This is a genomic window from Pseudomonas sp. P116 (assembly GCF_020149425.1).
Taxonomy (GTDB): domain Bacteria; phylum Pseudomonadota; class Gammaproteobacteria; order Pseudomonadales; family Pseudomonadaceae; genus Aquipseudomonas; species Aquipseudomonas anatoliensis.
Window position 1 is genome coordinate 227,810 of record NZ_JACVHB010000004.1, and the last position, 24,433, is coordinate 252,242.

23 protein-coding genes are annotated in these 24,433 nt (G+C 59.7%); 13 read left to right on the plus strand and 10 right to left on the minus strand.

Annotated features, from left to right (window positions below):
* Window positions 1-97: 97 nt before the first annotated feature.
* Window positions 98-1,096 carry an AraC family transcriptional regulator gene (locus ICA15_RS15360; protein ID WP_210554067.1) on the minus strand — a complete coding sequence of 333 codons (999 nt, stop codon included), beginning with the start codon at window positions 1,094-1,096 and terminating at the stop codon, window positions 98-100.
* Between the two features lie 349 nt (window positions 1,097-1,445).
* Here ICA15_RS15360 and ICA15_RS15365 point away from each other — a divergent pair, with 349 nt between their 5' ends.
* Window positions 1,446-2,780 (plus strand): dicarboxylate/amino acid:cation symporter, encoded by a 1,335-nt coding sequence (locus tag ICA15_RS15365; RefSeq protein ID WP_150616062.1) that lies wholly within the window; start codon window positions 1,446-1,448, stop codon window positions 2,778-2,780.
* Between the two features lie 260 nt (window positions 2,781-3,040).
* A complete protein-coding gene (locus tag ICA15_RS15370) occupies window positions 3,041-4,222 on the plus strand; it encodes a CaiB/BaiF CoA transferase family protein (protein WP_210554066.1) in 1,182 nt (393 codons plus the stop codon).
* 134 nt (window positions 4,223-4,356) lie between these two features.
* On the opposite strand, the gene ICA15_RS15375 is transcribed toward ICA15_RS15370, so the two are convergent.
* Together ICA15_RS15375 and ICA15_RS15380 are read right to left on the minus strand one after the other, a co-directional pair.
* Window positions 4,357-4,851 (minus strand): SprT family zinc-dependent metalloprotease, encoded by a 495-nt coding sequence (locus ICA15_RS15375; protein ID WP_047302662.1) that lies wholly within the window; start codon window positions 4,849-4,851, stop codon window positions 4,357-4,359.
* Between the two features lie 148 nt (window positions 4,852-4,999).
* Window positions 5,000-5,602, minus strand: coding sequence for a Yip1 family protein (locus tag ICA15_RS15380; protein ID WP_042560502.1), 603 nt, complete (start codon window positions 5,600-5,602; stop codon window positions 5,000-5,002).
* Between the two features lie 476 nt (window positions 5,603-6,078).
* Between ICA15_RS15380 and ttcA the strand changes: the two genes are divergently transcribed.
* Both ttcA and ICA15_RS15390 read left to right on the plus strand, forming a co-directional pair.
* The gene (gene ttcA, locus ICA15_RS15385; protein ID WP_150616060.1) at window positions 6,079-6,903 is read left to right on the plus strand and encodes a tRNA 2-thiocytidine(32) synthetase TtcA; all 825 of its coding nucleotides are present in this window, start codon (window positions 6,079-6,081) and stop codon (window positions 6,901-6,903) included.
* A 130-nt stretch (window positions 6,904-7,033) separates the two neighbouring features.
* Window positions 7,034-7,708 carry a DNA-3-methyladenine glycosylase I gene (locus ICA15_RS15390; protein ID WP_210554065.1) on the plus strand — a complete coding sequence of 225 codons (675 nt, stop codon included), beginning with the start codon at window positions 7,034-7,036 and terminating at the stop codon, window positions 7,706-7,708.
* A gap of 114 nt (window positions 7,709-7,822) precedes the next feature.
* Here the strand turns inward: ICA15_RS15390 and ICA15_RS15395 are convergent, their stop codons facing one another.
* From ICA15_RS15395 to arsC, 3 genes are read right to left on the minus strand one after another with little or no spacing between them, the layout of a single operon-like run.
* On the minus strand, window positions 7,823-8,248 hold the full coding sequence (locus ICA15_RS15395; protein ID WP_210554064.1) for a DUF2069 domain-containing protein: 426 nt from the start codon (window positions 8,246-8,248) through the stop codon (window positions 7,823-7,825).
* Between the two features lies 1 nt (window position 8,249).
* Window positions 8,250-8,846, minus strand: a complete 597-nt coding sequence (gene wrbA / locus ICA15_RS15400) for an NAD(P)H:quinone oxidoreductase (protein WP_103306881.1) — start codon at window positions 8,844-8,846, stop codon at window positions 8,250-8,252.
* On the minus strand, window positions 8,843-9,196 hold the full coding sequence (gene arsC / locus ICA15_RS15405; protein ID WP_210554063.1) for an arsenate reductase (glutaredoxin): 354 nt from the start codon (window positions 9,194-9,196) through the stop codon (window positions 8,843-8,845). The genes wrbA and arsC overlap by 4 nt, the downstream gene beginning before the upstream one ends.
* A gap of 113 nt (window positions 9,197-9,309) precedes the next feature.
* On the opposite strand from arsC, the gene ICA15_RS15410 reads away from it, so the two are divergent.
* A complete protein-coding gene (locus ICA15_RS15410) occupies window positions 9,310-9,777 on the plus strand; it encodes a TlpA disulfide reductase family protein (RefSeq protein WP_210554062.1) in 468 nt (155 codons plus the stop codon).
* A 156-nt stretch (window positions 9,778-9,933) separates the two neighbouring features.
* On the opposite strand, the gene ICA15_RS15415 is transcribed toward ICA15_RS15410, so the two are convergent.
* Together ICA15_RS15415 and ICA15_RS15420 are read right to left on the minus strand one after the other, a co-directional pair.
* A complete protein-coding gene (locus ICA15_RS15415) occupies window positions 9,934-10,338 on the minus strand; it encodes an META domain-containing protein (RefSeq protein WP_150598205.1) in 405 nt (134 codons plus the stop codon).
* Window positions 10,338-10,772, minus strand: coding sequence for a hypothetical protein (locus tag ICA15_RS15420; protein ID WP_210554061.1), 435 nt, complete (start codon window positions 10,770-10,772; stop codon window positions 10,338-10,340). The genes ICA15_RS15415 and ICA15_RS15420 overlap by 1 nt, the downstream gene beginning before the upstream one ends.
* Window positions 10,773-10,905: 133 nt before the next feature.
* Here ICA15_RS15420 and ICA15_RS15425 point away from each other — a divergent pair, with 133 nt between their 5' ends.
* On the plus strand, window positions 10,906-11,352 hold the full coding sequence (locus tag ICA15_RS15425; RefSeq protein ID WP_210554060.1) for a hypothetical protein: 447 nt from the start codon (window positions 10,906-10,908) through the stop codon (window positions 11,350-11,352).
* A gap of 12 nt (window positions 11,353-11,364) precedes the next feature.
* Here ICA15_RS15425 and ICA15_RS15430 read toward each other — a convergent pair whose 3' ends face one another.
* Together ICA15_RS15430 and ICA15_RS15435 are read right to left on the minus strand one after the other, a co-directional pair.
* Window positions 11,365-12,354: a 2-hydroxyacid dehydrogenase gene (locus ICA15_RS15430; RefSeq protein ID WP_210554059.1), complete on the minus strand. Its 990-nt coding sequence runs from the start codon at window positions 12,352-12,354 to the stop codon at window positions 11,365-11,367.
* Window positions 12,355-12,435: 81 nt separating this feature from the next.
* Window positions 12,436-15,189, minus strand: coding sequence for a response regulator (locus tag ICA15_RS15435; protein ID WP_210554169.1), 2,754 nt, complete (start codon window positions 15,187-15,189; stop codon window positions 12,436-12,438).
* Window positions 15,190-15,408: 219 nt separating this feature from the next.
* On the opposite strand from ICA15_RS15435, the gene ICA15_RS15440 reads away from it, so the two are divergent.
* The 7 genes from ICA15_RS15440 (at window position 15,409) to mazG (ending at window position 24,431) form a co-directional block, all read left to right on the plus strand.
* Window positions 15,409-16,131 (plus strand): response regulator transcription factor, encoded by a 723-nt coding sequence (locus ICA15_RS15440; protein WP_210554058.1) that lies wholly within the window; start codon window positions 15,409-15,411, stop codon window positions 16,129-16,131.
* Window positions 16,118-17,542 (plus strand): sensor histidine kinase, encoded by a 1,425-nt coding sequence (locus ICA15_RS15445; RefSeq protein WP_210554057.1) that lies wholly within the window; start codon window positions 16,118-16,120, stop codon window positions 17,540-17,542. Before ICA15_RS15440 ends, ICA15_RS15445 begins: the two co-directional genes overlap by 14 nt.
* A 185-nt stretch (window positions 17,543-17,727) precedes the next feature.
* Window positions 17,728-18,777: a YhcG family protein gene (locus ICA15_RS15450; RefSeq protein ID WP_210554056.1), complete on the plus strand. Its 1,050-nt coding sequence runs from the start codon at window positions 17,728-17,730 to the stop codon at window positions 18,775-18,777.
* Between the two features lie 81 nt (window positions 18,778-18,858).
* Complete coding sequence (gene cysM, locus ICA15_RS15455) at window positions 18,859-19,761, plus strand: cysteine synthase CysM (RefSeq protein ID WP_210554168.1); 903 nt, start codon at window positions 18,859-18,861, stop codon at window positions 19,759-19,761.
* Complete coding sequence (gene rlmD / locus ICA15_RS15460) at window positions 19,761-21,161, plus strand: 23S rRNA (uracil(1939)-C(5))-methyltransferase RlmD (protein WP_150616050.1); 1,401 nt, start codon at window positions 19,761-19,763, stop codon at window positions 21,159-21,161. The genes cysM and rlmD overlap by 1 nt, the downstream gene beginning before the upstream one ends.
* 77 nt (window positions 21,162-21,238) lie before the next feature.
* Window positions 21,239-23,482, plus strand: coding sequence for a GTP diphosphokinase (gene relA / locus ICA15_RS15465; protein WP_150604235.1), 2,244 nt, complete (start codon window positions 21,239-21,241; stop codon window positions 23,480-23,482).
* A gap of 115 nt (window positions 23,483-23,597) precedes the next feature.
* On the plus strand, window positions 23,598-24,431 hold the full coding sequence (gene mazG / locus ICA15_RS15470; protein ID WP_210554055.1) for a nucleoside triphosphate pyrophosphohydrolase: 834 nt from the start codon (window positions 23,598-23,600) through the stop codon (window positions 24,429-24,431).
* Window positions 24,432-24,433: the final 2 nt, after the last annotated feature.

The following is a 24,433-nucleotide window of genomic DNA, read 5'->3' on the forward strand; positions in this document are numbered from 1 at the left end:
TAAACGTTCAACGAAGGCGTTAAACCGACATCTTCAGACATGCTTTCAGGCTATGCATCGAGGCCTGTTATTGCCTCTCCCAAATCCGTCAGCGTTTTCAATGCTCCTGCGCCCGGTAAGCCCCGGGCGTTAGCCCCGTCCACTTCTTGAACGCCCGATGAAACGCCGATGGTTCGGAAAAACCCAGCTGTTCAGCGATCTGTTGCAACGACAGATCCGCGCGGCCCAAATGGTAGATGGCGATATCCCGCCGCAGTTGATCTTTCAGCTCCTGAAAACTGGTGCCTTCCTCGCGCAAATGCCGGCGCAGGGTTTGCGGGCTGATGTGCAGGTGCGCGGCCACAGCGTCCAGGTCAGGCCAGCGTGCGCTGTCGCGGCTGAGCAAACGGCGCAGGCGGCTGCTCAGGCTGTCGCCGTCGTCGGGACGTGACAGCAAATCAGCAGGGGAGCGTTCGAGGAAGTGTTTGAGGGTGCGTTCGTCCTGCAGCAACGGCATGTGCAGGTAGCGGCTGTGGAACAGCAGGCTGGTCTGGTCTGCTGAAAACGCCAAAGGGCAGGGGAACAGTAGATCGTACTCGGCGCCGTGGGCAGGTTTGGGATAGCTGAAGGTCACTTGCTCCAGGCGGATTCGCTGGCCGATCAGCCAACTGCCGAGACGATGCCAGATCACCAGCAGGCTTTCGCTGAGGAAGTGATCCGGGTCCCACCATTGCGCATCGTCGAGGCTCAGTCGCACCCATTCGTCTTCGCGGCTGAGGCTCAGGCGCGGGGCGTCGGGGAACAGGCTGTAAAACAGCAGGCCGCGTTGTAGAGCCTTTTCCAGATTGCGGCAGTGGATCGAGGCGTGGCACATCATGGCGAAGCTGCCGGGTTTGCTCGCTGCCTTGCCGAAACCCAGGTATTCGTCGTCCAGTGCCAGCCACAGGCTCTGGATCAAGCGGGTGAACTGTTCCGGGGCGATGCGCGCGCGGGGCTCTTCGAGCAGTTCGGGGCTGATGCCCAGTTGCAACAGCAGGCTCGAGTAATCGAACCCCAGACGGCGTGCGCCACCGAGGGCGGCACGGGCGAAATGACTGGCAATGGTGCGTTCGCGCATAAGCGGCAGATCCTTCCTCAGGCGCCGGATGGTAGCCGGAGGGTGGCACGAGCAACAAGGCGGATTTCCGCCAAATTGTAGGACGAGAGCTGGCGAGTTGGCGGATATCCGCCACACCTGAGTAACTGAATGGTGACGATAAAAACCTGTAACCCCTGATATCAAAAGGCTCACAGCCATATGCACCAATGTGGCACGACGATTGCGATACAAGTGACAGAAGCGTGCGTTCTGCTTGCCGCAAAGCGCCGTTCCAACAACAAATCCCTCCAGTGCAGGAGGGTTCGCAATTCAGGTTTCGCTGACGACAGATGGATGTTGCCACGCGGGACGCTTGAGGAAACTTGCAATGACGACTCGTCAGCCAATTTACAAATCCCTGTATTTCCAGGTAATCGTTGCCATCGCTATCGGCATTCTGCTCGGTCACTTCTATCCGCAGACCGGTGTGGCCCTCAAGCCGCTGGGTGACGGGTTCATCAAACTGATCAAAATGGTCATCGCCCCGATCATCTTCTGTACCGTTGTCAGCGGCATCGCCGGCATGCAGAACATGAAATCGGTGGGCAAGACCGGCGGCTACGCGCTGCTGTATTTTGAAGTCGTATCCACCATTGCTTTGCTGATCGGTCTGATCGTCGTCAACGTCGTGCAGCCGGGCGCCGGCATGCACATCGACGTGACCACTCTGGATGCCTCGAAAATCGCCACCTATGTGACGGCCAGTAAAGACCAGAGCATCGTCGGCTTCCTGCTCAACGTGATCCCGAACACCATCGTCGGCGCGTTTGCCACAGGCGACATCCTGCAAGTGCTGATGTTCTCGGTGATCTTCGGCTACGCCCTGCATCGTCTGGGTTCGTATGGTCGTCCGCTGCTGGACATGATTGATCGCTTCGCCCACGTGATGTTCAACATCATCAACATGATCATGAAACTGGCGCCGCTCGGTGCGTTCGGTGCCATGGCTTTCACCATCGGTGCCTACGGTGTCGGCTCGCTGGTGCAACTGGGCCAGTTGATGATCTGCTTCTATATCACCTGCGTGCTGTTTGTGTTGGTGGTGTTGGGTGGGATCTGCCGCGCGCACGGTTTCAGTGTTTTGAAACTGATTCGCTACATCCGCGAAGAGCTGCTGATCGTACTGGGCACTTCGTCCTCTGAATCGGCACTGCCGCGCATGCTGATCAAAATGGAGCGTCTGGGTGCGAAGAAGTCGGTAGTCGGTCTGGTGATCCCGACCGGTTACTCGTTCAACCTCGACGGTACTTCGATCTACCTGACCATGGCCGCGGTGTTCATCGCTCAGGCAACCGACACCCACATGGACATCACCCACCAGATCACGCTGCTGCTGGTGTTGCTGTTGTCCTCCAAAGGTGCGGCTGGCGTAACCGGTTCGGGCTTCATCGTGCTGGCGGCTACACTGTCGGCGGTAGGTCACCTGCCGGTGGCTGGTCTGGCGCTGATCCTGGGTATCGACCGCTTCATGTCCGAAGCTCGCGCCCTGACCAACCTGGTTGGTAACGCGGTAGCGACCATCGTTGTCGCCAAGTGGGTGAAAGAGCTGGACACCGACGTACTGCAAACCGAACTGGCTTCGGGCGGTCGCGGTATCGCTGATACCCGTCCTGAAGATGACCTGGGTGTGGCTGAAGGCCCAACCCCGATTAACGTCAAGTAAGAAAAGATCCCGCATCTGTTGATGCGGGATTGTGAGAGCCCTTGTGGTGGGGGATTTATCCCCGATGGTTCGCGCAGCGGCCCCCTTCTTGTCACTCTGAAGGGGACTGCTTCGCAGTCCATCGGGGATAAATCCCCTCGCCACAGGGGTTTTTTATTGCCTGCGATTTGAGCGTAACGGTCACGGCTGGTGACACTTGCGGTGATTGCCGCATTGGTAATGCCTGCCTAGGCTGAAGGCATCGTCCAAGGAGTTCGCCCATGACCGCACCGCTGGCCTCATTGAAGATTCTCGATTTCTCGACTCTGCTGCCGGGGCCTTTTGCCTCGCTGTTGCTGGCGGACATGGGCGCCGAGGTGTTGCGCATCGAATCGCCGACGCGCATGGACTTGCTGCGAGTCTTGCCGCCGCATGATCAGGGTCTGTCGGCCAGTCACGCTTATCTGAACCGCAACAAGCGCAGTCTCGCGCTGGACCTGAAACAGCCCGAAGCGCTGGAGCTGGTCAAGCAGTTGCTGGCCGATTACGACATCGTCCTCGAGCAGTTTCGCCCCGGCGTTATGGAGCGTCTGGGTCTGGGGTATGAGGCGTTGAAGGCGATCAACCCGAAGCTGATTTACGTATCGATCACCGGTTATGGGCAGACCGGCCCCTACAAGGACCGCGCCGGGCATGACATCAACTACCTGGCGCTGGCCGGGCTTGCCAGTTACACCGGCCGCGCCGACAGCGGGCCGTTGCCGTTGGGGATGCAAGTCGCTGACATCGCCGGTGGTTCGTTGCACGGGGTGATTGGTCTGCTCGCTGCAGTGATCGCCCGTCAACAAACCGGGCAGGGCACGCATCTGGACGTGAGCATGACCGATTGTGCATTCAGCCTGAATGCCATGGCCGGTGCCGGTTTTCTCGCCTGCGGCGCGGAGCCGGGCTGGGAAGACCAGATGCTCAATGGCGGCAGTTTTTATGATTATTACCGTTCACGGGATGGTCGCTGGATGTCGGTGGGCAGTCTGGAACCGGCATTCATGCGGCCATTGTGCGCGGCACTGGGGCGGCCGGAGTTGGCGGCGCAGGGCTTGTCGCCCAAGCCGGAGCATCAGCGGGCACTGAAGGAGGCATTGAAGGTCGAGTTTGAAAAGCATGACTTTGCCGAGCTGTGCGAGTTGTTTGCCGGGATCGATGCGTGTGTCGAGCCGGTGTTGAATCTCGGCGAAGCAACCGAGCATCCGCAGTTACAGGCGCGGGAGTTGGTGACGCAAGTGCCACGCGGGGATGGTTCGACGCAGGCGCAGATGGCATGCCCGCTGAAGTTTTCCCAAGGGTTGCCGGCGCCACGGCATGTCGGGGCGGTGTTGGGACAGCATACGGATGAGGTGTTGGGGGAGTTGGGGTTGAGTCCTTCGAAAATTGAAGAGCTGCGCCGGGCCAAAGTCATTCTTTAGTGCCTGTTCTGGCTTCATCGCTGGCAAGCCAGCTCCCACAGGTTTCGGTGTCGTACACAGAATCTGTGGACACCTCGAACACTGTGGGAGCTGGCTTGCCAGCGATGGGGCCAGTCAGGGCAACACAACACTGACTATTCCACCCGCATCTCACCACTGAACACCAACGTGTTCCGGCAGCGCCGGCACAGATACCGCCGTCCTTGCCGCACCAGGCTATGGCGCTGCGCCGAAAATGGAAAATCACTTTCCGCACACGGGCATTTGTAGATATAGCGGGTCACGCTGCGGCGTTTGATTGCATAAGTGTGGCAGCGATCCGGCGGCAGCTCGTAAACGCCGCGCATGATCAATTGCCACTCCTCGCCGTGGGGCTGGATGCGGTCACCGAATAGCTGATGGGCGATCAGGTGCGCCACTTCGTGGGCCACGGTTTGCTTGAGGAAGTGTTCTGCGTTTTCCCGGTAGAGCTGCGGGTTGAAGCGCAGCAGGTTCTCGTGCAGATGCGCGACACCGGCTTTTTGTCCGCGCAGCTTGAGACTCACCACGGGGCGTTGGAAATGACGTTTGAAAAAGGATTCAGCGAGTTGGTAACAGTCTTCGACGCGAGTATTGAGTTGCTCGGGCATGCTTGATGGATCTCCAGAGGCGTCAAGTATGCCGCAACCCTCAAGACTTGCGAATCGCCGAACCGCCGAATGGTCATCCTCCACACGAGAAGGCCGCCTTGCGGCGGCCTGTGTTGGCAGATCTTGTTTTTCTCGGGAAGTCATTGCGTCAGTTGGTATAGACGGGCCCCACGCCCAGTCCCCAGACAATCACGGTGAACGCCATGATGGCTACCAGCACCACCAGACCCACCGCCAGTACCGAGCTGGAAAACAGGAAGCCTTCGTCCGACGGAATATTCATGAACGTCGGTAGCCCCACATACAACAGATACACCGTGTAGCAGATGGCCGCCGTGCCGACGATCATTCCCAGCCACATATGCGGATACAGCGCCGCCAGCCCGCCGACAAACAGCGGCGTCGCGGTGTAGGTGGCAAACGCCACGCAACGGGCCAGGCTCGGGTTGGCGTCATAGGTGCGGGCCATCCAGTGCACGAAGGCACCCATGACCGCGACTCCGCCAAGCATCGCCAGGTATGACATGACCGTCATCCACGCCGCACTTTCGACCGTGAGCATGACCGGCGCGCGATTACCAATGACCCAGCCAACCTGGGTGGTGCCGATAAACGCCGAGACAGCGGGGATCGCCGCCAGAATCAGCGTGTGCGTCAGGTACATGTGGCTGATGCTTTCCTCTTGGTCGCCACGGATTTCCTTCCATTCCTGATCGGGGTGGGTAAAAAGTCCCACTACGTGATGGATCATGCCATTCACTCCTCTTGTTATTGCCATCGCCCCCCAACGGAGCGCGTACGGGCCAAGGTGGCCGAGCAAATTCAGGTCTTCAGATGTGTGCGACCTTACGTCGCAGTATAGAAAGGTCTTAACCGCACAGGCACTAGGGGCTTAGAGCAAATTGCGCTGTAAACACCGGGCTTAATCGCCTTGAGGTCTTGCGCCATTACGGACACGCCTTCTATGAGGGAGGGAGTTCCTGTGGCGAGGGGATTTATCCCCGTTGGGCTGCGCAGCGGCCCCAAAACCTGAACATCAGGTTTGCATGACGCACCGTGGTGAATGCCTTGGCGACTGCTTTGCAGCCGAACGGGGATAAATCCCCTCGCCACAGGAATTTATTCCCCCCACATCTACTGAGCAAGAAGGACAGACCGGCCCTTCGCCCTCACGGTGTTTTTTGCGTAAAATGCCGGCCTTTCGTCACACCTCACGGATTTCGCGTCATGGGCACTCTTACGGTCAACCAGAACAAGCTGCAAAAGCGCCTGCGCCGTCTGGCGGGCGAAGCTGTCGCCGATTTCAACATGATTGAAGACGGCGACAAGGTCATGGTCTGCCTGTCCGGGGGCAAGGACAGCTACACCATGCTCGACGTGCTGATGCACTTTCAGAAGGTTGCGCCGATCAAGTTCGAGATCGTCGCCGTGAACATGGACCAGAAGCAGCCGGGGTTCCCCGAACACGTGCTGCCGGCCTACCTCAAAGAGTTGGGCGTCGAGTATCACATCGTCGAAAAAGACACTTATTCGGTGGTCAAAGAGCTGATCCCGGAAGGCAAGACCACCTGCTCGCTGTGCTCGCGTCTGCGTCGCGGCACGCTGTACACCTTCGCTGACGAAATCGGCGCGACCAAAATGGCCCTCGGTCACCACCGTGACGACATCGTCGAGACGTTCTTCCTCAACATGTTCTTCAACGGCAGCCTCAAGGCGATGCCGCCCAAGCTGCGCGCCGACGACGGCCGTAATGTGGTCATCCGTCCGCTGGCCTACTGCAGCGAGAAAGACATCCAGGCCTACTCGGACCTCAAGCAATTCCCGATCATCCCGTGCAACCTTTGCGGCTCGCAGGAAAACCTGCAGCGCCAGGTGGTCAAGGACATGCTTCAGGAATGGGATCGCAAGACGCCGGGCCGCACCGAATCGATTTTCCGCAGTCTGCAGAATGTGATTCCGTCACAACTGGCCGACCGCAACCTGTTCGACTTCACCAGTCTCAAGATCGACGAGACGGCGGCTTCGCGCTTCGTCAATGTCGTAAATCTCTAATCAAAAACTGTAGGAGTGAGCCTGCTCGCGATAGCGGTGTGTCTGTCGACATGAGTGCTGACTGATACTCCGCTATCGCGAGCAGGCTCACTCCTGCAATTGTTTTTCGTTGAATTCATCAGGAGAGGGCATGCGCGATTACAAGTGGCTGCACGAATACTGTCTGAACCGTTTCGGTTCGGCGGCTGAACTGGAAGCCCATCTGCCCGTTCCCAAGACCCCGGCGCAATTGCGCAAGATCAGCGACGACCGCTACCTCTCGACCATGGCCCTGCGCGTGTTCCGCGCCGGCCTCAAGCACAGTCTGGTAGACGCCAAGTGGCCGGCGTTTGAAGAGGTGTTCTTCAAGTTCGACCCGGAAAAAGTCGTGCTGATGAGCGCCGAACACCTTGAACGGTTGATGCAGGACGCGCGGATTATCCGTCATTTGGGCAAGCTCAAGAGCGTGCCGCGCAATGCGCAGTTCATTCTCGATGAGGAAAAAGAACGCGGCAGCTTTGGCGCGTTGATTGCCGACTGGCCGGTGACCGACATTGTCGGTCTGTGGACGTACCTGAAAAAGCGTGGACATCAACTGGGTGGGCTGTCGGCGCCACGGTTTTTGCGCATGGTCGGCAAGGACACGTTTGTGCCGAGCTATGACGTGGTGGCGGCGCTGAATGCGCAGAAGATCGTCGACAAAGTGCCGACCAGTCTGCGTGATCTGGCGATTGTGCAGGACGCGTTCAATCAGTTGCATGAACAGAGTGGCGGGCGGGCGATGAGCCAGATTTCGATGATGCTCGCTTACACCGTCAATCATTAAGACCGAGTCGTCCCAATCGCTGGCAAGCCAGCTCCCACAGGATCTGTATCGAAACACAATTGTGTGATCGCTACAAAAACCTGTGGGAGCTGGCTTGCCAGCGATGGCGTCCACTCAGGCGACGGAGATTTCCCCTTCGCCAGCCAGTTTGCGATTCAACTGATACCGCCACCGCACATACAACAGCGCCGAGCAGAACACCGCCAGGCTCGCCGCCATCTCCAGCACCCCGAACAACTGCCGGTTCGGGTCATACGCGGCCAGTGCGCCTTTGATGAAATACAGATTCACCACAAAACACATCCACGAATGCCCGCGGGCGCTGCCCATGATCATCGCCGGGGCGAGGATCAGCCACGGGATCAGCTCGACCAGCAAAATCACCCACGGCCGCGCGCCGTGCAGGTCGGCGAATATCAGGTAATAGGCAGCCAGCAATCCGCCGAGGGCGAAAAAACTCAGCAGGCTGATCACTCGCATCGCCTTCACGCGCGGCTCCAGCCACTCGACAGAGGGCAGGACTTTCGGCTTCCTGGCCACGTCAGCCCTCCAGTTTCTGCGCGGTCTTGGCCAAGCGCAGACCGAGCGCGCGACACAGCGCCACTTCGTGCTGATCCAGCCCACTTTTACCATCCGCCCCGGCGTGATGGCTGGCACCATAAGGCGTGCCGCCGCCCTGGGTTTCCAGGAGCGCCGATTCGCTGTAGGGCAGGCCGGTGATCAGCATGCCGTGGTGCAGCAGCGGCAGCATCATCGACAACAGGGTGGTTTCCTGACCGCCGTGCAGGCTGGCGGTGGAGGTGAACACGCCGGCCGGTTTGCCGACCAGCGCTCCGGTCAGCCACAGGTTGCTGGTGCCATCGAGGAAGTACTTGAGCGGCGCGGCCATGTTGCCAAAACGCGTCGGGCTGCCCAGGGCCAGACCGGCGCAGTTTTTCAGGTCGTCCAGGGTGGCGTAGAGCGCGCCTTCGTCGGGGATGTCTGGCGCTACCGCTTCGCACTCGGTGGAGATCGCCGGCACGGTACGCAGGCGCGCTTCGAGGCCGGCCTGCTCGACACCGCGGGCAATCTGCCGCGCCATCTCGTTGGTCGAACCGCTGCGGCTGTAATACAACACCAGAATGTACGGCGCGCTCACGGCAGCAACTCCAGAATATTCTCCGGTGGACGACCGATGACGGCTTTGTTGCCGACTTCGAGAATCGGTCGCTCCATCAGTTTTGGATGCTCGGCAATCGCAGAGATCAGTTGATCTTCGCTGAGGCTGTCGTCAGCGAGCTGAAGCATTTTGTATTCATCTTCCCCGGTACGCAGCAATTGCCGCGCGCTGATGCCGAGCTTGCCGAGCAGGGCCTTGATTTGCGCGGCGTCCAGCGGGGTTTCGAGGTAGCGCACGACGTTTGGCGTCAGGCCGCGGGCTTCAAGAAGCTCCAGTGCCGCGCGAGATTTCGAGCAGCGCGGATTGTGATAAAGCGTCAGATCGGTCATGTCGGGTCGCTTCTGGCGTAGAGTGGCGGCTATTCTAACTGTGCAGCGCGCAATCCAGAACCTTCAGAGGCGATGGGTCGCAGGCGTATTCAGATTTTCACAAGGAACATGACATGACACGGCGATTGGCAGCGGCATTGACGATAATCGGGGCGTTGATGCTGGGGGGCTGCGGCAACGATTACGGGATTGACCAGAACGGTCAGAAGGTCGCATCCGAGCGCCTCGACAAGCAATGGGTAATCATCAACTACTGGGCCGAATGGTGTGGCCCGTGTCGAACCGAGATCCCGGAACTCAATCATTTGGCTGACGAGCTCAAGAGCAGGAATGTCGGTGTGTTCGGGGTCAACTTCGACAACGTGCAGGGTGAAGAATTGAAGAGCGCCAGCGAAAAACTCGGCATCAAGTTCACCGTGCTGGCGCAGGATCCGGCGGAGTTGTTCGAGCTGCCACGCAGCGAAGCGCTGCCGGTGACGTACATCATCGACAACAAGGGCAAGGTGCGGGAACAGCTGATGGGTGAGCAGACGGCGGCGGGGGTGATGGCGAAGCTTGAGGCGTTGCAGGCTACGAAGTAGGCATGCCAAGCATATGTGGCAAATGAGCCTCTGTGGCGAGGGGATTTATCCCCGATGGAGCGCGAAGCGGCCTCCGCGTAGTTTCAGACAACCGTACTCTGAGGTTTCAGGGCTGCTACGCAGCCCATCGGGGATAAATCCCCTCACCACAGCAGATCAACCCTCTTCCAGCCACCAGCGCAACGGTTTGCCTTGCGCCGGCCAGAAACGCATCTGCTCGATGGGCGAAATGTCCCAGCGCTCGACATGCTCCAGCGCCTCCAGGAAGCGTTGTTCCTGTTCCATCAGCGCCGGTGCACACAGTTTGCGGGTCTTGCCGATCTTGCCGAAGGTCAGCTTGTCGCCATCCAGGGTGTACGGCGCGAACCAATGGTTGCAGCCGCCGTTACCGTAGGCGCGACCATCATCGCCAAGGGTCACGGTCAGATGGCTGTAATCCATCAATGGCCGCTCGCCGATCCATTCCAGAATGTAGCTGCGGTTCTGTTGCAGTTGCACAGGCTCGGCGGCGCAGCCCGCGAGGCCAACACCGACCAGAGCGGTCAGGGCAAAGCGTTTCATTACGCAGGCTCCTGGCATTTCGGGCACAGGTGCTTGTCGCCAACAGCCTTCCAGCCCAACTCGGCGATGCGCGCGGTGGCGGCCGGTTTTTCTGCCGTTTTGCCCAGCTTGGCGTCCACTGCAAACTCGAAGTTCAGCTCTTTGGCGCAGCTGTCGCAATTGACCTGCCAGGTGTGGATCGCCAGTTCGCCGAACACCGGGCCTGTGGTCATCGCGGTCCATTGGCCCGGCGGGTTGATCAGGTGGCGGACGGTTTCAACGGTCAGGCGCATGGACAAATCCTTGCTGCCTTTGAGGGTGACCAACAGCGCGTCACCGATGCGGATCGAGCCACCGTTGCCGGTGACCTGATAGCGGCCCGGTACGAGGGCGCGGCATTCGGTGAGGGTGTGTTGCGGGTTCATCAGGTTGTAGCGGAAATCGTGTTCGACCATGGGTCCTCCAAATATGCGCGACATGCTAGCACGGGCTGGATTGCAGAATGATGCGCGCGTGCGACCTTCGATCAGGTTCAAATCGACCTGCGAGCATGGCAAACTGCCGCCCTCGACTCTGAAGGAACGGAACATGGCGCTGATCGAATGTTATGAATGCAAGCGGAGCATCAGTTCCGAAGTCAAAGCGTGCATTCATTGCGGGGCTCCGATGGCGGAGCACCAGGCTCACGCACAAACGCAGACCGCAGCCGCTCGGGTTCAGGCTTCGGCGATTTCTTTCGGCAGTCTGCCGCGTAACAGCGCGGTTCCTGAGGCTGCGGTGTTGCCGCAAGCGTCCGAGGGTTTGCCGAAAATCATGCCGGCCGCGGCGGGGCGTCGGCGTCGACAACAGGCCGCGCAAGCTGCGCAGATCAATGAGGACGGCAGCCGCCCGGTGGAAGGCTGGCTGAAGATCATGGTGTTTCTGATTCCGTGGATTTTCGTCTGGTTCCTGCTGCGCAACGGCCATTCGGCGAAACAACGGCTGTTCGGTTTCGGCTGGCTGGCCCTGCTGATTCTGGCGTCCACGCTGAAATAATCGCCTGAGCGATCAACCTTCGACCTGATTCTGCGGCGATCCCGCCGCCCAGGTCGCGATGTTGTGCAGGGTGGTCGCGGCAATTGCGCCCAATGCCTCCTGCGTCAGGAAAGCCTGGTGCGCGGTGACAATCACGTTAGGAAAGGTCAGCAGGCGCGCCAGCACATCGTCCTGCAACGGCAGGTCGGAACGATCCTCGAAAAACAGCTGCGCCTCTTCTTCATACACATCCAGCCCCAGATAACCGAGTTGACCGTCCTTGAGGGCGTCAATAAGCGCGGGAGTGTCGACCAGTCCGCCGCGACCGGTGTTGATCAGCATGGCGCCCGCTTGCATGTGCGCCAGTGAATCGCGATTGATCAGGTGTTTGCTCTGCTCGTTCAGCGGGCAGTGCAGGCTGATGATGCGCGACTGCGCGAGCAAGTCCGGCAGGCTCAGATAACGTGCGCCGAGTGCCAGAACATCGGGATTTGGATACGGATCGTACGCCAGCAACTCACAGCCGAAACCGTGCATGATTTTCGCGAAGGTGGCGCCGATCTGCCCGGTGCCGACGATGCCGACAGTCTTGCCGACCAGATCAAACCCGGTCAGGCCATGCAGGCTGAAATCGCCTTCGCGGGTACGGTTGTAGGCGCGGTGCAGGCGGCGGTTGAGGGCGAGGATCAGCGCTACGGCATGCTCGGCCACGGCATGCGGCGAGTAGGCCGGAACCCGCACGACGGCCAGCCCCAGACGTTTGGCAGCGAGCAGATCGACATGGTTGTAACCGGCCGAACGCAAGGCAATCAGCCGAGTACCGCCCGCCGCCAGACGTTCCAGCACTGCAGCGCTGAGGTCGTCATTGATAAAGGCGCAGACCACTTCGTGCTGGTCGGCCAGTGCCGCCGTGTCGAGGCTGAGCCGGGCCGGTTGAAAATGCAGTTCGATACCCGCGGGGCAATCGGCGCCGAGGAAACTCTCGCGGTCGTAGGTCTGGCTGCTGAAAACGATCGTGCGCATGAAATCCTCCTGAGGCATCACCTGGGCTGCATCCCCAGAGTCCACTTTAGCCGTGAAGGCGTTGACCGGCATTGCGCTGGATCAGGCACTGATCTTCGCTTGCGCGGCCAGTCGGTTGATCGCCCGTTCCAGCTCATCCAGCGCTATCGACGCTTTCGGGTCTTCCTGTTTGAGCAGGGTTTCACTGCGCTGGCAGGCTGCGCGCAATTGCGGTACGCCGCAGTAACGCGTGGCGCCATGCAGGCGATGCACGCGTTCAATCAGTGCATTCTGATCGTGGCTTTCGCGCGCGGTGCGGATGGCTTCGCGGTCGGCTTCCAGTGAGGCCAGCAGCATCGCCAGCATGTCCGCCGCCAGATCTTCTTTACCGGCAGCCAGACGCAAACCTTCCTCGTGATCAAGCACCGGCAATTCGTGATTGCCCACAGCACTTTCGCTGACTCGCTCCGGCGCCTGATTGCGCAGTGCCAGACCGGTCCATTTCAGCACCACTTGCGCCAGTTGCCGCTCGCTGATCGGTTTGGTCAGGTAGTCATCCATGCCGCTTTGCAGCAACGCACGTTTTTCGTTGGCCATGGCATGGGCGGTGAGGGCGACGATTGGCAGCGGTGTGCAATGCCGTTCGCTTTCCCACTGGCGAATGGTTTCGGTGCTCTGGCGACCGTCCATGCCCGGCATCTGCACGTCCATCAGCACCAGATCGAACGATTCGGTCTGCACCGCTTTGACCGCGGCATAACCGCTTTCCACGGCCAATACCTTGGCGCCCATGTCTTCGAGCAGTGTCTGCACCAGCAACAGGTTGGCCGGGTTGTCGTCGACGCACAGCACTTTCGGCGCGCGACTAGACAGCGGTTCGCCGGGTTCGTTACGCGGTTGCCGCGGATTGGCCAGATCCGACAGGGCGCGGCGCAGTTTGCGCGTGCAGGCCGGTTTGGCTTGCAACTGGCTGTGCGGGTTGGGCACTGACAAATGGAACAGCGTCTGCTCGGTGGTCGGGCACAGCACCAGCACTTTGCAGCCCAGGTGTTCGAGGTCCCAGATATGCTGGTTCAGGCGCTCGGGCAGCATGTCGTTACTGGTGATGCCGATCACCGCCAGATCAATCGCCTGATCGGTCTGGTGGGCGCCGGTAACGCCATTGGTCAGGCTTTCCAGTGTATTGAACGGGGTGACAACGAGCCCGCAGTCTTCCAGTTGATGCTGCAAGGCCTGACGCGCCAGTTCATGGTTTTCCAGCACGGCGACCCGGCGGCCGAGCAGCGGCGCCGAGGGCAAATCTTCGGCGTCGTCGCGGGCCTTGGGCAGGCTCAGGCTGATCCAGAATTCCGAACCTTCGCCCGGCGTGCTGTCGACGCCGATTTCGCCGCCCATCTGTTCGATCAGGCGCTTGGAAATCACCAGGCCCAGACCGGTGCCACCGGGCTGGCGCGACAGCGAATTGTCGGCCTGGCTGAAGGCCTGGAACAACGCACGCACGTCCTGATTCGACAGGCCGATGCCGGTGTCCTGAATGCTGATGCGCAGCTGCACGCTGTCTTCGTGTTCTTCTTCAAGCATTGCGCGGGCAACGATTGTGCCCTCGCGGGTGAACTTGATGGCGTTGCTGACCAGGTTGGTGAGGATCTGCTTCAGGCGCAGCGGGTCACCGACCAGCGACAGCGGCGTGTCGCGGTACACCAGACTGACCAGTTCCAGCTGCTTGGCGTGAGCGGCGGGGGCGAGAATCGTCAGGGTGTCTTGCAGCAAGTCGCGCAGGTTGAACGGAATGTGGTCGAGCACCAGTTTGCCGGCCTCGATTTTCGAGAAATCGAGAATCTCGTTGATGATCCCGAGCAGGCTGTCGGCAGACTTTTCGATGGTGCCTAAATAGTCGAGCTGGCGCGGGGTCAGTTCGCTTTTTTGCAACAGGTGGGTGAAGCCGAGAATACCGTTGAGCGGCGTGCGGATTTCGTGGCTCATGTTGGCGAGGAATTCGGATTTGATCCGGCTCGCCTCCAGCGCCTCTTTACGGGCCAGATCGAGTTCGATGTTCTGGATCTCGATGGTCTCAAGGTTCTGGCGTACGTCTTCGGTGGCTTGATCGACGCTGTGCTGCAATTCTTCCTGGGCGTTTTGCAGGGTGCCGGCCATGCGATTGATGCCCGACGCCAGTTCATCCAGCTCCTGACTGCCGAGCGGTGGCAGGCGGGTTTCCAGGTGACCGTCCTTGAGTTGCGCGACGGCCTGTTTGATCTGGCTCAGCGGCCGGTTGATGGTGCGGCCCATGCGTAACGCGAGCAGCGCCGCACCGGCAAGGCCAGCGGCGATCAACAACAGGCTGGCAAACAGGCTGCGATAACCGCGCAGCAACATGCCGTTGTGCGAGAGCTCGAGTTCAACCCAGCCGAGCAGGCGGTCGGATTCTGCCGGGATCAGTTCTCCGGCAAGGTTGCGGTGCTTGCCGAAGACCGGCATCAGGTAACGGGTTGCGTCATTGCCGCTGCGTCGTTGCAAATGCGCGCTGTTGCCGCTCGGCGCCTGATTGAGCATGGTCGGGCCGGCGTGGGCCAGTGGCGAGCGATCCGGCGCGAGAAAGGTCACCGCGCGTACGTCCGGTTGCTCAAGGGACTGAGTGGCAATGCGTTCGAGCAATTCGCCATTGCCGTGGCCCATCGCCGGCGCCACCAGCGGTGCCAGTTGCTCGGCGATCATTTCGCCACGCTGGAGCAATTGGGTTTGCAGGTCGGACTGCTGCGTCCAGGTGAAATAACCACCCAGCACCAGCGCCATCAGGCTGGTCGGCAACAAGGTCAGCAACAACACGCGACCTTTGATTCCCAGTTTCTTGAGCACGCCTATCTCCTGCATCCCGCTGATCTGTTGACTCATGCGTGCATCCGGCACGCGACATGGGCGCAGTGTAGCGATTTGCTCGCGGGCAATCTCCGGAAAAATACGGGCGTTGTCGTTCGGCGTGGCAAGGCGCGTTCGTCCGACAGTGCAACCTTGGGTTGCCCGGTGTCCGACAATCTTGAATAATCGCGCCTAACTGAGAATTACTTGCAGATACTCATGACTCCTGTTTCCGTTGGCCAGCCACGCATTCTTTCCATCGAGGACGATCCGGTCCTCGGTGCCTATGTTCATGAGCATCTGGGTCGCAGCGGCTTTCAGGTGACCTGGTGCCAGAACGGGCAGGAAGGCCTGAACATCGCCCAACGCCAGCCGTTCGACGTGGTGTTGATGGACATTCTGTTGCCGGGGCTGGACGGTCTGAACGTGCTCACCCAACTGCGCCAGAGCCATTCGACGCCGGTGTTGTTGATGTCGGCGCTTGGTGCCGAAGCTGATCGTATCAGTGGCTTTCGGCTGGGCGCCGACGATTACCTGCCCAAGCCGTTCAGCATGGCCGAACTGCATGTACGCATCGAAGCGATCCTGCGCCGGGTCGCCCTTGATCGGCGTCCTCCAGGGCTCTCGGTACCAGTGGCGACAGGCACCCTGCGCTTCGACGATGAACAGTGCGACGTGTTCTTCCGCGAGCAACCTGCCGGCCTGACCCGAAGCGAATTCCGTCTGCTGGAAACCCTCAACCGCAATGACGAGGAGGTACTGAGCAAGGCCTTCCTTTATCAGCACGTTCTGCAACGCGGCTACGCCGCTCACGATCGCAGCCTCGACATGCACATCAGCCAGATCCGCCGCAAACTCAAAGCCATCGGCTACACCGAGCGCGAAGTGCGCACCGTGTGGGGCAAGGGCTACGTGCTCAGTGGTGCTGATGAAAGTGTCTGAGTTGCCGGGGCGTCATTCGCTGTTCTGGAAACTGGCCTGTTTGCTGGTCGCGTTCTGTCTGCTGATGATCTGGCTGAGCTGGTCGTGGGGCCGTTATATGGAGGAGCGTAATCAGTTCCTCTCCGACGAGGCTCGCGGCACTTTGGCGCGTTATGCCGGTGAGGCCGAACGGGCATGGCAGCAAGGTCGGCGTGACGGCATCGATAGTTGGCTGCAGAGCATGGAATTGCGCGAGGCTGGCTGGGTCGGCGTAATTGACAGCAATTTACAGTCGCTGGGCACTGAGCCGCTGCATGATGAGGAAATCCAGCGCCTGACGTTTCTGCGCGGGCTCGATTGGCCGATTCATAAAAAGGGCCGGCCCGGGCTGCGCATACCGTTTCCCAAGGATCCTTCCGCCGGCAGTCTGGTGATCGAGTTGCCCGAGCGTTTCCTGCCGGGCAAATATCGACTGTTTTGGCGGGTGATCACCAACGGGGTGATTCCGGGGCTGTTCACCTTGCTGCTGTGCGTCGGGCTGTATCGCCTGCTGGTGGTGCCGCTGAACAATCTGCGCGAACAGGCCAATGCCTGGCGTGCCGATCAATTGAATGTGCGGCTGTCGAGCGGCATCACCCAGCGCCCGGACGAACTCGGTGAACTGGCCCGGGCGTTCGACTCGATGTCCGAACGCCTGCAAACCACCGTCGCCCTGCAACAGCAATTGCTGCGCGATCTTTCTCACGAATTGCGCACACCGCTGAGCCGCCTGCGCGTGGCCAGCGAAAGCGAACAGGGCCTGGTGCAATTGCGCGAACGCATCGGCCGTGAAGTCGACGGCATGCAACGACTGGTCGACGACACCCTGCAACTGGCGTGGCTCGACACCGAACGCTCACCATTGCCCGAAGAAGCGATCCAGATTCAGGCGCTGTGGGAGATGCTTACCGACAACGCCTGTTACGAAAGTGGCTGGCCGAGCCTGCAATTGCAGTGCTCGGTGCAGGCTTCTTGCTGGGTGCGCGGCAATCTCAATACATTGGCCCAGGCGCTGGAAAACATCCTGCGCAACGCCATTCGTCATTCGCCCGAGGGCGGGATTGTGCGGCTGGACGCCCGACGGGACGGGGATTACTGGCACCTGTGGCTGGAAGATCAGGGCGGCGGGGTGGCTGAAGCGGATTTGCAGCGGATTTTTGATCCATTCACCCGACTCGACGGCTCGCGACCGGGGGACGGTGGTTTTGGCTTGGGGCTGAGCATCGCGCGCAATGCCGTGCAGCGTCAGGGCGGAACGCTATGGGCAGAGAATAGCGGGGCGGGGTTGCGGTTGAATTTGCGGTTGCTGGCAGATGATGGCGTCGCGCCGAATGACGCTATCGCGAGCAGGCTCGCTCCTACAGTGGAGCTGGGTTCGCCCGTGATTGTATGACTAGCCCAGTTCTCCTGTAGGAGTGAGCCTGCTCGCGATGTAGTCCCTTGCAACCACAGTATCCGAAGGCGTTGAGGGAGTGCTCTGGTATTTCTGTACGACATTTCCCAAGCTGTGTTGGCGGTCATTTCAAGGTTTCTTGAGGGGTTAAGCTCCTGTTTCACCTCATCTTCAAGGAATTGCGCATGAATGCATCCAGCCTGATCGGCAGCACAGGTGGCGATCGTTTCAGTGAAGTGCTCGCACTGATCCAGAGCTCCAGACACAAGGCCATGCAGGCAGTCAATACTCACTTGATTGAACTCTATTGGCAGGTTGGTGCGCATATCAGTCGCAAGATTGAACTAGCGGAGTGGGGGGATTCGGTGGTTGAGCAATTGGCTGATCATTTGGCTCTGACGCAACCGGGATTGCGGGGATTTACCCGGCGCAATTTGTTCCGAATGCGCCAATTTTACGAGGCTTACCAAGGCTATGAGAAAGTGTCAGCACTGCTGACACAATTACCCTGGACTCATAATTTGCTCATTTTGACTCAGAGTAAGCTCCCTCAAGAGCGCGAATTTTATCTGCGGATGGCTATTCAAGAAAAATGGTCTACGCGAGAGTTAGAGCGTCAATTCAAGGGAGCTCTGTTCGAACGAAGTGTCACCGATCCAGCAAAGGCATCTGCGGCCTTGAAGCAAACTCACCCAGCAGCACTGGAGATATTCCGCGATTCCTACATCGTCGAATTTCTCGACCTCCCCGGTGCTCATGCAGAAACCGATCTGCATCAGGGATTGTTGGGGCGTCTCAAGGAATTCCTGATCGAACTGGGTCGCGACTTCTGCTTCGTCGGTTCCCAATATCCACTGCAAGTCGGCGGTCGGGATTTCTCGCTCGACTTGCTCTTCTTTCATCGAGGCCTCAATTGTCTCGTGGTCATTGAACTCAAGGTCGGGCGTTTCGAGCCGGAATACATGGGCAAGCTGGACTTCTATCTGGAGGCGCTGGATCGCGGCGAGCGCAAACCTCACGAAAATCCGGCAATCGGCGTATTGCTGTGCGCCAGCAAAGAAGACGAGGTCGTCGAGTATTCCCTTAACCGTAGTCTTTCGCCTGCGTTAATAGCGGAATACCAGACTCGATTGCCGGACAAGCAATTGCTGCAAGCCAAGCTGCATGAGTTCTACGCATTGAATGTTTCGCAAACGGACAGCGCCGAGTCATCTGCTTATTCCCATAAACCATAAGCACCGCACTTTGCGTGATATGGCCTTCGCGGGTTTGCCGGTATGATAGGCGCCCCCGCACGTCTGGATTGCGAATACGCCATGACCCTGCAGTACCCAACCATCGCCGATTGCGTCGGCAACACTCCGCTGGTGCGTTTGCAGCGCCTGCCCGGTGCTACCAGCAACACCCTATTGCTCAAGCTCGAAGGGAATAACCCGGCGGGTTCGGTCAAGGACCGTCCGGCGCTGTCGATGATCACCCGTGCCGAGTTGCGCGGGCAGATTCACGCCGGCGATACGCTGATCGAAGCGACCTCGGGTAATACCGGGATTGCGTTGGCGATGGCCGCCGCGATCAAGGGTTACAAGATGATCCTGATCATGCCCGACAACTCCAGCGCCGAGCGCAAAGCGGCGATGACCGCTTATGGTGCCGAGCTGATTCTGGTCAGTCAGGAAGAGGGCATGGAAGGCGCTCGCGATCTCGCCCAACGCATGGAGGCCGAAGGCCGTGGCAAGGTGCTGGATCAGTTCGCCAATGGCGACAATCCTGAAGCGCACTACACCACCACCGGTCCGGAGATCTGGCGTCAGACCGAGGGCACCATCACTCACTTCGTCAGCTCGATGGGTACCACCGGCACCATCATGGGCGTCTCGCGCTACTTGAAAGAGCAGAGCGACACCGTGCAGATCGTTGGTCTGCAACCGATGGAAGGCTCGGCCATTCCCGGCATTCGTCGCTGGCCAGAGGAATACCTGCCGAAGATCTATCAGGCCGATCGCGTTGATCGGATTGTCGACATGGCGCAAAGCGAGGCCGAGGACGTGACCCGTCGTCTGGCCCGCGAAGAAGGCATCTTCTGCGGCGTGTCTTCGGGCGGTGCGGTAGCAGCGATGCTGCGTCTGTCTCAAGAGGTTGAAAACGCGGTGATCGTCGCGATCATCTGCGACCGTGGCGACCGATACTTGTCGACCGGCATTTTCGACGCGCCCAACTGATGGCCAAGCAAGAGAGAGGCCTGCGCTTCCAGCCCACCGGCGGCAGCAAGGCCCCGCAAATCCCGACTGGCAAGAAACAGCGCTTGAACATCGAGCGCCTGGCCAATGACGGGCGCGGTATCGCGTTTTTTGAAGGCCGTACCTGGTTCGTCCTCGGCGCGCTTGCCGGTGAAGAGGTCGAAGCGCGCGTGCTCGGCGCCCACGGCAAAGTGGTCGAGGCGCGCACCGAACGCGTGTTCAAGGCCAGCGAACTGCGCCGCCCGACGCCGTGTCAGCACGCTGGTCGCTGTGGTGGTTGCAGCGTTCAGCACTTGCCCCACAGCGAACAGCTTGCCCTGAAACAGCGCATGCTCGCCGAGCAATTAACGAAGGTTGCCGGTGTCGAACCGCAAGAGTGGGCAGCACCGTTGACCGGCCCCGAGTTCGGCTATCGCCGTCGCGCTCGCGTCGCCGTACGCTGGGACATGAAAGCGAAGAAACTCGAAGTGGGTTTCCGCGCCGCCGGCAGTCAGGACATCGTCGGCATCAATGAATGCCCGGTGCTGGTACAGCCCTTGCAGCCGATCATGACCCGTTTGCCGGAGATGCTCCGTCGTTTGAGCAAGCCGCAAGCGTTGGGCCATGTCGAATTGTTCGCAGGTTCGTCGCTGGCGGTGTTGCTGCGACACATGGCGCCGTTGTCCGAAGCAGATCTGACGATCCTCAAGGACTTCTGCCAGTTTCATGAAGCGCAGTTGTGGTTGCACGGCGAAGACGGGCCGCAACCGGTCGATGCCACGCAGTCGCTCAGTTATCGCCTGGAGCAGTGGGATCTGGATCTGGCTTACCGGCCGGGGGATTTCATTCAGGTCAACGCGGGCGTCAACGAAGCGATGGTTGCGCAGGCACTGGACTGGCTGAAGCCGACCAGCGAAGAGCGCGTGCTGGACCTGTTCTGCGGGCTCGGCAACTTTGCTTTGCCACTGGCCAGAACGGTGCGTGAAGTGGTGGCGGTGGAGGGTGTGCAGACCATGGTCGAGCGTGCCGCCGCGAACGCCGCCAGTAACAATTTGCATAACACAAAGTTTTTTCAAGCCGATTTATCCCAGCCTTTGAGCCATGCTCAGTGGATCGGAAATGGCTTTTCTGCGGTACTCTTGGACCCACCGCGTGACGGTGCTTTCGAGGTGGTGCGCAAGCTGGCGACCCTGGGTGCCAAGCGGTTGGTGTATGTGTCGTGCAACCCTGCAACGCTGGCGCGCGACACGGTCGAATTGATCAAGCAGGGCTACCGGTTAAAACGTGCCGGGATTCTCGATATGTTTCCTCAGACGGCACATGTCGAGGCCATGGCGTTATTTGAAGCGAGCCAGGATGGCTCGTCTGATCCGTCTGGTCCGTCCGTACAGCGCTCGCTCTAGCCCCACGAGTGCAAACGGGCAACGAAGGTCAGCGATTTTGACGCATTGAATCTGCGTCGTAGGGAAGGTAAAGCAAGATGGTACAGGTGAGAGCACACCAGCCGATCAACACTGACGGCAGTATCAATCTCGAGGCTTGGCTCGATCACGCGGTCAGTGTCGATCTGGCACTGGATCGCGAAGCCTTGAAAGAAGCCTGCGAGTTTGCTCGCGAGGCCGAACAACAGTCCAATGCTGCTAAAAACCTGTGGGCAGAGGGCTCCGGGAGTTTCAGAACCGGCCTTGAGATCGCCGAGATTCTCGCCGACCTCAAGCTCGATCAGGATTCGCTGGTCGCGGCGGTCTTGTACCGTGGCGTGCGCGAAGGCCAGATCGAATTTGCGGCGGTCGGCCAGCGCTTTGGTCCGGTGGTGGCCAAACTGATCGACGGCGTGCAGCGCATGGCCGCGATCAGCGCCAGTCTCAGTCCGCGCCAGTCGATGGTCATGGGCACGCAAGGGCAGGTGGAAAACCTGCGCAAAATGCTCGTTGCCATGGTCGACGACGTGCGGGTTGCCCTGATCAAACTGGCGGAACGCACCTGCGCCATTCGTGCAGTGAAAACCGCCGACGACGAGAAGCGTAACCGTGTCGCCCGGGAAGTCTTCGACATCTATGCGCCGCTCGCGCACCGGCTCGGCATCGGTCATATCAAATGGGAACTGGAGGACTTGTCCTTCCGTTATCTCGAACCTGATCAATACAAGCAGATCGCCAAGTTGCTCCATGAGCGGCGGCTTGATCGCGAGCGTTTCATCGCCGACGTGATGACCCAGCTCAAGGATGAATTGCAGGCCACCGGCGTCGACGCCGACATCAGCGGTCGGGCCAAACACATCTATTCGATCTGGCGCAAAATGCAGCGCAAGGGTCTGGAATTCAGCCAGATCTACGACGTGCGTGCAGTGCGCGTGCTGGTGCCGGAAATGCGCGATTGCTACACCGCGCTGGGTATCGTCCACACGCTGTGGCGGCACATTCCGAAAGAATTCGACGACTACATCGCCAACCCGAAAGAGAACGGCTACCGCTCGTTGCACACGGCCGTGATCGGCCCGGAAGGCAAGGTGCTGGAAGTGCAGATCCGTACGCATTCGATGCACGAAGAAGCCGAGCTCGGCGTCTGCGCGCACTGGCGCTACAAGGGCACTGACGTCAAATCCGGTTCCAATCACTACGAAGAGAAAATCTCCTGGCTGCGTCAGGTGCTCGAGTGGCATGAAGAGCTGGGTGATATTGGTGGTCTGGCCGAACAACTGCGCGTCGATATCGAACCGGATCGGGTCTACATCTTCACGCCCGACGGTCACGCCATCGACTTGCCGAAAGGCGCAACACCGCTGGACTTCGCCTACCGCGTACACACCGAAATCGGTCACAACTGCCGTGGCGCGAAGATCAACGGGCGCATCGTGCCGCTCAACTACAGCCTGCAGACCGGTGAGCAGGTCGAGATCATCACCAGCAAACACGGCACACCAAGCCGCGACTGGCTGAACTCCAACCTCGGTTACGTCACCACGTCGCGGGCGCGGGCGAAAATTGTTCACTGGTTCAAGTTGCAGGCCCGAGACCAGAACGTCGCCGCCGGTAAAACCCTGATCGAACGCGAGCTCACACGCCTCGGCCTGCCAGCGGTAGATTTCGACAAGTTGGCCGAGAAGGCCAACATGAAAACCGCCGAAGACATGTTCGCCGCCCTCGGTGCCGGCGACCTGCGTCTGGCGCAACTGGTCAACCTGGCGCAGCAACTGGTCGAGCCGGAACGCGGTAACGAACAGCTGGAGCTGATTCCACGTAAAGCGACCGGCTACAAGCCGGGCAAGCGTGGCGACATTCAGATTCAGGGTGTCGGCAACCTGATGACGCAAATGGCCGGCTGCTGCCAGCCGTTGCCGGGCGATGCGATTGTCGGTTACATCACTCAGGGCCGTGGCGTGAGCATTCACCGCCAGGACTGCGCCTCGGTGCTGCAACTGGGCGGGCGCGAGCCAGAGCGGATCATTCAGGTCAGCTGGGGGCCGGTGCCGGTGCTCACTTATCCGGTGGACATCGTCATCCGCGCCTACGACCGTTCGGGGCTGCTGCGTGACGTCTCGCAGGTGCTGCTCAACGAGCGGATCAACGTGCTGGCGGTCAACACCCGCTCGAACAAGGAAGACAACACCGCGCTGATGTCCCTGACCATCGAGATCCCGGGGCTGGATGCACTGGGTCGGTTGCTTGGGCGGATTTCGCAGTTGCCGAACATCATCGAGACGCGGCGTAATCGCACCCCGTGACGCAATCCCCTGTAGGAGCTGCCGCAGGCTGCGATCTTTTGACTTTGATTTTGAAAAACAAGATCAAAAGATCGCAGCCTGCGGCAGCTCCTACAGAGGTATGAACGAGACTTTTATGTACAGCCTTGAAGACCTGCTCCATCTCATGAGCCGTCTGCGCGATCCGCAGTTCGGTTGCCCGTGGGACATCAAGCAAACCTACGCGACCATCGTCCCGCACACCCTCGAAGAGGCCTACGAAGTGGCCGACGCCATCGAGCGCGGCGATTTCGATCATTTGCAGGGCGAGCTCGGCGACCTGTTGTTCCAGGTCGTCTATTACAGCCAGTTGGCGCGCGAAGAAGGTCGTTTCGAGTTTGCCGGAGTTATCGACAGCATCACCCGCAAGCTGATCCGCCGTCATCCTCACGTTTTCCCTACTGGCGACCTGTACGCGCCGCTGGACGTGCCGCGTTTGAATGAAGAGCAGGTCAAGCAGCGCTGGGAAGAAATCAAGGCCGAAGAGCGTGCCGAGAAATCCGCCGCGCCGCAGCAGCTTTCATTGCTTGATGACGTACCGGCTGCGTTGCCTGCATTGTCGCGCTCAGCCAAGTTGCAGAAGCGTGCAGGGCAGGTCGGTTTCGACTGGCCGGACGCCTTGCCGGTGTTCGACAAGGTGCGTGAAGAGCTCGATGAAGTGCTCGAAGCGATGTCCGAAAACGATCCCGCAGCGGTGGCTGACGAGATCGGTGATCTGCTGTTTTCCGTGGTCAATCTGGCCCGACATCTGAAGGTTGAACCGGAAACTGCATTGCGTGGCGCCAACGGCAAGTTTGAAAGACGTTTCCGTTTTATCGAACAGGCATTGCGCGACACCCACCGTCCCATAGAAGATTGCACCCTCGAAGAGTTGGACGCCCTGTGGGGTGAAGCCAAACGTCAGGAAAAGAATTTGCCCAGCTGCGGCTGAGC

Coding starts and splice junctions, on each gene's coding strand:
- mazG (WP_210554055.1), top strand. CDS start 23,598: ATGTACAGCCTTGAAGACCTGCTCCATCTCATGAGCCGTCTGCGCGAT.
- ICA15_RS15390 (WP_210554065.1), top strand. CDS start 7,034: ATGCGCGATTACAAGTGGCTGCACGAATACTGTCTGAACCGTTTCGGT.
- ICA15_RS15410 (WP_210554062.1), top strand. CDS start 9,310: ATGACACGGCGATTGGCAGCGGCATTGACGATAATCGGGGCGTTGATG.
- ICA15_RS15380 (WP_042560502.1), bottom strand. CDS start 5,602: ATGATCCATCACGTAGTGGGACTTTTTACCCACCCCGATCAGGAATGG.
- ICA15_RS15440 (WP_210554058.1), top strand. CDS start 15,409: ATGACTCCTGTTTCCGTTGGCCAGCCACGCATTCTTTCCATCGAGGAC.
- ICA15_RS15370 (WP_210554066.1), top strand. CDS start 3,041: ATGACCGCACCGCTGGCCTCATTGAAGATTCTCGATTTCTCGACTCTG.
- ICA15_RS15430 (WP_210554059.1), bottom strand. CDS start 12,354: ATGCGCACGATCGTTTTCAGCAGCCAGACCTACGACCGCGAGAGTTTC.
- cysM (WP_210554168.1), top strand. CDS start 18,859: ATGACCCTGCAGTACCCAACCATCGCCGATTGCGTCGGCAACACTCCG.
- ICA15_RS15360 (WP_210554067.1), bottom strand. CDS start 1,096: ATGCGCGAACGCACCATTGCCAGTCATTTCGCCCGTGCCGCCCTCGGT.
- ICA15_RS15425 (WP_210554060.1), top strand. CDS start 10,906: ATGGCGCTGATCGAATGTTATGAATGCAAGCGGAGCATCAGTTCCGAA.
- ICA15_RS15450 (WP_210554056.1), top strand. CDS start 17,728: ATGAATGCATCCAGCCTGATCGGCAGCACAGGTGGCGATCGTTTCAGT.
- ICA15_RS15375 (WP_047302662.1), bottom strand. CDS start 4,851: ATGCCCGAGCAACTCAATACTCGCGTCGAAGACTGTTACCAACTCGCT.
- relA (WP_150604235.1), top strand. CDS start 21,239: ATGGTACAGGTGAGAGCACACCAGCCGATCAACACTGACGGCAGTATC.
- ICA15_RS15445 (WP_210554057.1), top strand. CDS start 16,118: ATGAAAGTGTCTGAGTTGCCGGGGCGTCATTCGCTGTTCTGGAAACTG.
- arsC (WP_210554063.1), bottom strand. CDS start 9,196: ATGACCGATCTGACGCTTTATCACAATCCGCGCTGCTCGAAATCTCGC.
- ICA15_RS15420 (WP_210554061.1), bottom strand. CDS start 10,772: ATGGTCGAACACGATTTCCGCTACAACCTGATGAACCCGCAACACACC.
- ICA15_RS15415 (WP_150598205.1), bottom strand. CDS start 10,338: ATGAAACGCTTTGCCCTGACCGCTCTGGTCGGTGTTGGCCTCGCGGGC.
- ttcA (WP_150616060.1), top strand. CDS start 6,079: ATGGGCACTCTTACGGTCAACCAGAACAAGCTGCAAAAGCGCCTGCGC.
- rlmD (WP_150616050.1), top strand. CDS start 19,761: ATGGCCAAGCAAGAGAGAGGCCTGCGCTTCCAGCCCACCGGCGGCAGC.
- ICA15_RS15365 (WP_150616062.1), top strand. CDS start 1,446: ATGACGACTCGTCAGCCAATTTACAAATCCCTGTATTTCCAGGTAATC.